The sequence below is a fragment of the Lysinibacillus sp. DFXJR4 genome (assembly GCF_057196045.1).
On record NZ_JBXUNW010000032.1, the window covers coordinates 1 to 6758 of the forward strand.

Annotated in this window: 8 protein-coding genes; 7 read left to right on the forward strand and 1 reads right to left on the reverse strand. The window is 33.0% G+C overall.

Going from position 1 to position 6758, the window contains the following annotated elements; genetic code table 11:
* From AC2CGN_RS25250 to AC2CGN_RS25270, 5 genes are all read left to right on the forward strand, one after another.
* A partial coding sequence (locus AC2CGN_RS25250; protein ID WP_484516941.1) for a hypothetical protein occupies positions 1 to 455 on the forward strand: 455 nt, incomplete at its 5' end.
* 273 nt (positions 456 to 728) lie between these two features.
* Positions 729 to 1238, forward strand: a complete 510-nt coding sequence (locus AC2CGN_RS25255) for a phage holin family protein (RefSeq protein ID WP_484516943.1) — start codon at positions 729 to 731, stop codon at positions 1236 to 1238.
* On the forward strand, positions 1235 to 1915 hold the full coding sequence (locus AC2CGN_RS25260; RefSeq protein WP_484516945.1) for a M15 family metallopeptidase: 681 nt from the start codon (positions 1235 to 1237) through the stop codon (positions 1913 to 1915). Before AC2CGN_RS25255 ends, AC2CGN_RS25260 begins: the two co-directional genes overlap by 4 nt.
* Before the next feature lie 19 nt (positions 1916 to 1934).
* The gene (locus AC2CGN_RS25265) at positions 1935 to 2378 is read left to right on the forward strand and encodes a hypothetical protein (RefSeq protein WP_484516946.1); all 444 of its coding nucleotides are present in this window, start codon (positions 1935 to 1937) and stop codon (positions 2376 to 2378) included.
* A gap of 1044 nt (positions 2379 to 3422) precedes the next feature.
* Positions 3423 to 3926 (forward strand): YhfM domain-containing protein, encoded by a 504-nt coding sequence (locus AC2CGN_RS25270; RefSeq protein WP_484516948.1) that lies wholly within the window; start codon positions 3423 to 3425, stop codon positions 3924 to 3926.
* Between the two features lie 35 nt (positions 3927 to 3961).
* Here the strand turns inward: AC2CGN_RS25270 and AC2CGN_RS25275 are convergent, their stop codons facing one another.
* Entirely contained in the window at positions 3962 to 4972 is a 1011-nt protein-coding gene (locus tag AC2CGN_RS25275) for an IS1595 family transposase (RefSeq protein ID WP_484516950.1), read from the reverse strand.
* 265 nt (positions 4973 to 5237) lie between these two features.
* Here AC2CGN_RS25275 and AC2CGN_RS25280 point away from each other — a divergent pair, with 265 nt between their 5' ends.
* Positions 5238 to 6002: a DUF6973 domain-containing protein gene (locus tag AC2CGN_RS25280; RefSeq protein ID WP_484516951.1), complete on the forward strand. Its 765-nt coding sequence runs from the start codon at positions 5238 to 5240 to the stop codon at positions 6000 to 6002.
* A 116-nt stretch (positions 6003 to 6118) separates the two neighbouring features.
* A complete protein-coding gene (locus AC2CGN_RS25285) occupies positions 6119 to 6520 on the forward strand; it encodes a hypothetical protein (RefSeq protein WP_484516953.1) in 402 nt (133 codons plus the stop codon).
* The last annotated feature ends 238 nt before the right edge of the window (positions 6521 to 6758 follow it).

A 6758-nucleotide genomic window follows, 5' to 3' on the forward strand; every position in this document is an offset into this window, starting at 1 on the left:
AGACCAATTTAAATCTGTGGCAAGATTCATGTAAGAATAACCATAAATTCGAATGTTACATAAGTACAAAAGTGTCATGTAAAGATACAAAGGGTTTGAAGCGAAGTTATACAGAACGATATTTCTCATCGAGTATCAATGATGGTGGGACAAATTCTGTCACAAAGTTCTATGAAGAACTAGATGAAAAAGAAAGAGACTTTGCATCAAATGGTACTAGGTATATTCCACCTGAAGATTTAAAGTTGTATAGAAAAGTTCAAGATGACATGAAGACACTAAGAAAATTACGAGACGCAATGATGTATGATCGCTTAAAAGATACAAATGGTCAATCATTCCCGAAAGAAGTTAAGAAAGATCATATTGAAACGATTAATACTGCTCTTCGAGATATGGCGAGAATTGCACGGCGAAAGGCGATATTCCAAACAAATCTGAAGAATCTATTATGAAAGGCTTAGATAAAGCTGTTTTTAAATAAAGATAATCTGGATAAAGCAATAATTATGCTGGAGGATTATGAAAAGTATTTGAAAGCAGTTGAAAAAGAGCAGCGCCAAGAAGCAAAAAAATTAGAGAAGGAACAAGGATTATAGAAGATGATAAATTAATAACCTTCCATAACCAGGACATGTCAAGGGTCCTGGTTATGTTTATATAGATACTTATAAAAAACACTCTCATTTCGAGGGTGTTTTTGTTATGCGAAAAGGAAGTGTTGTCAAATGAATAATTGGGTTATCGCTCAAACAATCAATGTAGGGAAGCAGTCTTTAGAACATCCACTGATTTCTTCTATAGGGGCATTTGGATTATTAGTTTTTGAGTATGGTTTTGGAGCTGTTAAAGCTGTATTAGTTGCCTATCTGTTATATGTATTATTAATTGCTTTAGATTGGCTAACAGGTACAACAGCAGCTAAGAAATATGGCATTGACACAAGTGCATATGGAATTGATGGTGTAAAACGTACAGTAGTGTTACTAGCATTACCTGTTGTAGCTAGATTAATAGATATTATAATGACCACGAATGTGATTATAACAGGTATTGTTATTGCTGTATTATCACGTAGTATTGCTCGTTCAGTCATTGCTAATACAAAACGAGCTGGTTGGGACAGATGGTTGCCTTTATGGGCTATTGATTGGGTATCGGCTGAACTAGAGCATAAAGATGCACGCGCTAAACAACGACTAGAAGAGAATTCTAATAGAGAGGGTGAACCTAAATGAGTGTAAGTGTAACAACAACATGTCGTGACATAGCAGAGTTATTACCAGCAGCTAGGTTAGCTGTGCAATTATTATTCCAAGAGTGTTATAAAGCTGGTATTAAAAATATCTTCATTACAGAAACATATCGCTCACAGGAACGCCAAAAATATTTATACGCTCAAGGTCGTACTAGGCCAGGTCAGATTGTAACATGGACTTTAGATAGCAACCACAAGTCACGTCTAGCTTGGGATATTGCTGTTGGTCCTCCACATTCACATTCTTTATATGATGTAGTTACACTTACTAGAGTAGGAACTATTGCAAAAAAGCTAGGGATTACTTGGGGTGGAACATGGACAGGAAATATTGATCGTCCCCATTTCGAGGTTAGAGCAAATTGGAAGATGCCATTAGGCTATAAACTAGATGGAAAAATAAATGTGCCTACTAACAGTAAAGGGCAAGTACAACTAATTGTGGAAGATAATCCAAAGGAGGAAATTAAAATGACAAATACTAACTGGAATCCAGGTTCGCCAGCTATGAAAACTGAAGCAGAAAACTTTATTGCACAGGCGGTTAAAGACGGCATTATTCAGGAATCACATTTAAAAGATTTACAGAATGGTACAATGACGACTGATCGTTTAATTGGGTTGCATATTACAATTCAGCAACGTAGAAATAAATAATATGAAAATTAATTAATTATTGGTAAACTATAGATATATTGAAATTTTAAGGAGAAGATGCAATAAGAAAAAGATATTAATATCAGGAATTATATCATTAGGCCTCCTATTAACAGGAATTTCAAGCGCTGATGCTGCATACCCAGAAATGAAACCTACAAAATATTTAACCTTCGATAATCAGGAGGATTACAAAGACTTATTAAAAGGCAAAGGCTACACTAAGGATAACTGGGTTATGGTAATGGAGAAAGACCCTTGGATTATGATGGAAGGGTATTCAGGTGTGCGAGAAGTAAAAGGATTTACTAACGGTAAAAAAATATTCAGAAAACGACATATGTGGAAAGATGATGAGCACCCTATTGTATTTGAAGAAGGTAAACGTTATTTGTTTATTTATGATATTGATAATAGATTAAATGACGGCATACTTGAGATTATTGAAATTCCAGACAAATAACTGTTTATGACCAGGTAATCACAAAAATTTGTGAGCCTGGTCATTTTTTTATTGCTTAATTAAGAACGTTTGTTCCATGATGTGCACAAACAACAGATAAAGAAAATATCTTTTTAGATGATTTTGATATATAAAATAGTGTGGTGAATTGCTCTTCTTTGTGTGGCTTTGAAAAAGTTGAACCGGATTTTCCTATCTATAAAGAATGGATTTCTGTTTTTCTTGTGGATTAAGAACCTATTAAGTGATAATGAAGTTATTCCATTAAAGGGCCAGATTGTGTAGTAACGCTAATGGATATTGTGAAGACGTAAAGTTAAAATTAAAGGAGCATTTAGTCCAATTTCATTAGTTTTAGTTGGATTCCTATTGTTCAGTAATAGCGACATAATTGAATAAAATAAGCGCGTTTCGGTGTAATGATCAAAGCCCAACTTCTCATTTTAATGCTGAGAAATTGGGCTTTTTAATATTGTAATTCTCCTAACAATATAAATCCGCATTTTTCTGATGCAATCCTTTAAACTCGGGTTTGTCCACGTATTAAGTCCCGTGATTTCAAGCTCTGTATATGGAGATCCGTCCATTAAGTAACCAGTACCATTAGATCTTGCTTGGCTCGTAATTGAAGTTACAGTAAATTGAACAACTTTAACAGTAGGGGTTAATTTATAACCTTCTAATCTATAAGCACTTTTACCACTCACAACTATTTTGTAATAGCTAAGGTCTACTCAAAGACTGACATTTTTATTTCCATAACTTTCATTTTTTGAACCTCCTGTTGGACCGGATACATCTCTAAAATGATAGAGCTCTTTGAATATTCAGTAATTATAATGATAAGTCCTCGGGTTTAAACCAATTCTTTCTTATATTTTCTATAAGTAACTCTTCAATTTCAATGGCTATTTTCTAAAAGATTGTTGTTTTTATATCAAATTTGCATATAAGATAATATCTAATAAAAGTAATTTGTAACTAAAGAGGGTTTACTTCTTCTAAATTGAATAATAAAAAAGATATGTTAGGAGGTATTTTATTATGAAAAAAACTTTGTCACTTGTTTTATCATTGACCTTTGTATCAACTATTCTTTTGGGTTGCCAATCAGGGGATAACACTACAAAAGACACTGATAAGACTAAACCTGAACAACAAACAGAAGTCGTTTCTAAAACTGATACAGATAAGGTTGAAACTAATCAGCCGTCAGAAGAAGATAATGAAAAATTGCAATTTGATGGGGAAATTATAAAGATTAAAATTTCAGAATCACAAGGCAATGGTACAACTATTTTTGATGATGATGTATCTATCGAAACTCTTAATAGTATATTTTCAAGTGCTGTAAAAGAAAGTGGTTTAGTAAATATGGCTAATCCAGAGTTCAATATGGATGTTTATACTAATAAGAGTTTACAAAGTTTTCATTTATGGATAGGCGAAAAAGGTGAAAAAAGCACATTAATGAAAACAGATGATACTAATACAATTTATACGCTTTCAGAAGAGATGACAGACAAATTGGTTGATTTAATTGAATAGCAGTTATTATGAAGACCTCAATACGAGGTCTTTTCTTATGCACTTCGAAGCACTTCAACAGTAGTAGGATTGGATTTTTGACACGCTGAAAAAAGCATTTGTTCTACACGTTTATCAAATGCTAAATTTTTCCCTAACTCAAGCCAACGGAACCAATAAAGGTAGTTGTCTAAATAACGAGTACCAACACCTTGAAATCGTTCCATCCAACCTTTTAGGCGATTATGAAAGTTATTAACGTGCTGAATGTGGTAGATACCCTTTTTTACACGTTGTTTTTGTCGTTCATTCACAGTTTCGTGTTGTAACCCCTTAATTCTTGCAAACTTCTTATAATTGGTTGCTGTATCTGTACATAACAAAGAAGATGGGTAGATATACTCACCTATCACATTGTCGAATTCCTCGGCTTTAACACGACCTGTTCCTGCTTTTCGGGCAACTATATTTCCATTACGGTCTTGTGCTACTACAACTGCAATTTTATGGTTAGAAATTCCTCTTTTTTCATCTTTTTCTCCACGGTTCTTGGCTTTTCTATGGGTAATTTCACGTTTTCCCTTTAAGGATTCACGAAAGAAGGTTTCGTCACTCTCAACGATACCTTGTAATTGGTTAAAGCCAAGACTACCTAATGCGTTCAAGATTTTATGTCTCCAATAAAAGGCAGTAGAAATGTGTATTTGAAGTTTGTCAGCAATTTTAGGCAGAGTATATCCCTCTATCATAAGTTCAATGTATTTCACCCACTTTTGAGGATAACGAGAACCTGAAAATGGTGTATTAGTCATATCATTAAAGGATTTACCGCAATCTTTACATAGATAGCGTTGGCGACTGCGATATTTACCGTTACGTTTAACGTCTGTACTGCCACAATGCACACAACCTAACCCCGAAGAAAATCTCGCTTCACGAATAGTTTTTAGAAGTTTCGTGATTTTATCTGGTTCTTCTGGAAACAAATCTTGTTTCATTGCTTCAAATAGTGCTATCTGCTCTGATTTTGTTAATTCGCTGAAATCTTCATATACATCTCTCCACATACTTGAACGCCTCCCTAAACGCATTATATCAACCTATTTTCAGTATGGTTAAGAAAGCCACAATCTATACGAACAGCCATTTCAATTGAATTGATATGTAATTTATTTTGAAACAGTTTCTATGCTAAAAACAGAAGTTAGAACTATATAAAAAGCTTAAATATAGTTATTAATTACTTATTTTTCAAAAAATACTTAATATTACAATTTTATATGTTATTATTTGTATGTAATACAATATATAGGGATGGAGTAGATTAATATTATGAAAAACAAAGGTTTAATTGTACTAGCATCTGTAGCAATTCTTTCATTGAGTGGAGGGGTACAGAGTAAAGCTGTTGAACTTAATGTAAAAGAAACAAGTTATGAAACAATAAGTAGTCAAGAATTAATTAATGCACAATTGAATATAGACTATTCAAGTGCAATTAAAAATTACTATGATGTTGAAAAATACGTAGCACTTTTAGAAGAATATAAATCGTCAAATCCTGGATCTACAATTGAAGAGCAAGATAATTATTTGTCCCAAGTAATGGATATAGAAATAAATAAAGATCTAGGGCAAGTCACAACATATGACATTCCATATGTTGAAAGCATGTTAAATGATAAGGAAAAAGTAGTATTTAATTCAAATAAAGTTTATGGATTACAAGCATTGGTAGCAGGACAAAAGGCAAAAAATTACTCTGAAAACATTTATACTTCTACTTCATTACACAATGGTAATGGAGATGCCTATAGACATATATTATGGAATACACTGATGAGAAACTATACAACAAAGGCATACGCTGAATCATTTGCGACTGCTCATGAAGAAGGAGCTAGTGGACAACCAGCTCTAGAAAAGGAAATGGACCTATTTAATAATGCAGTTGGAAGAGATATTACATTTAAAGGTACAAACTTAGAGGGAGAACTAAATGCTCTAAGCGCAGTTAAGAATGCGGTAGATGGTGGTAAAGGAAAAAGAATTTCTGGAACAAAACTTGTTGCAACAGATGCAACTGGAAAAAAGTAAACTCTTAAAGATGCAACCTCAATTGCATCTTTTTCCTGTTTTTTACAAAAATACGGAACCTAAAAATTCAGAATACGTCTTAATGGAAAATAAAGTATAAAGGGAGGATGTTATCATTGCAGAAATTAATGTTTATTATCCTATTTGTAGTTGTTTTAGGTGGATGCAGTACTAATAAAGTTTTGTTAAACACAGATTTGCAAGAATCTTTTAATACAATCATAAATGACAAAAATGCTACGATTATAGATTTGAATGATATAACAAAATTCAATTGGGAAAAAGCATATCTCTTTTCGCCGTATACTTCAAAGGATAGCATTAACAAATCATTAGGTTTGAAATTTAAAAGTGATAGCAGAATAGATACGAGTGATGATATTTATTTAATCGTTTTTATCAACAAAGAGAAGATTGTTCAATACTCTGAAATTGATAGGCATCAGTTAGACTTCTCTATCGCTAAGGGTACCTATCTTACTCCAGAGAATTCTTTGATTACAATTACACCCCAATAATTAAGGGGGTTAGTGTTTGATAAGGAACATTCAAATAATTGACCAGGACTTATTTTAATATGAGTGCCTGGTCTTTTTGTGTTCACATCCATCTGTTGAAAATCATATTAATCAGTGTCTTAATTGAGTTTGTTATGATTCCGTTTTCATTAACTGTCGCTTCGGGTGCAGGCAAAACGACGATTTGTTCCTTAATTCCGAGATTTTACGATGTAAGCAGTGGAGCTATTACAATTGA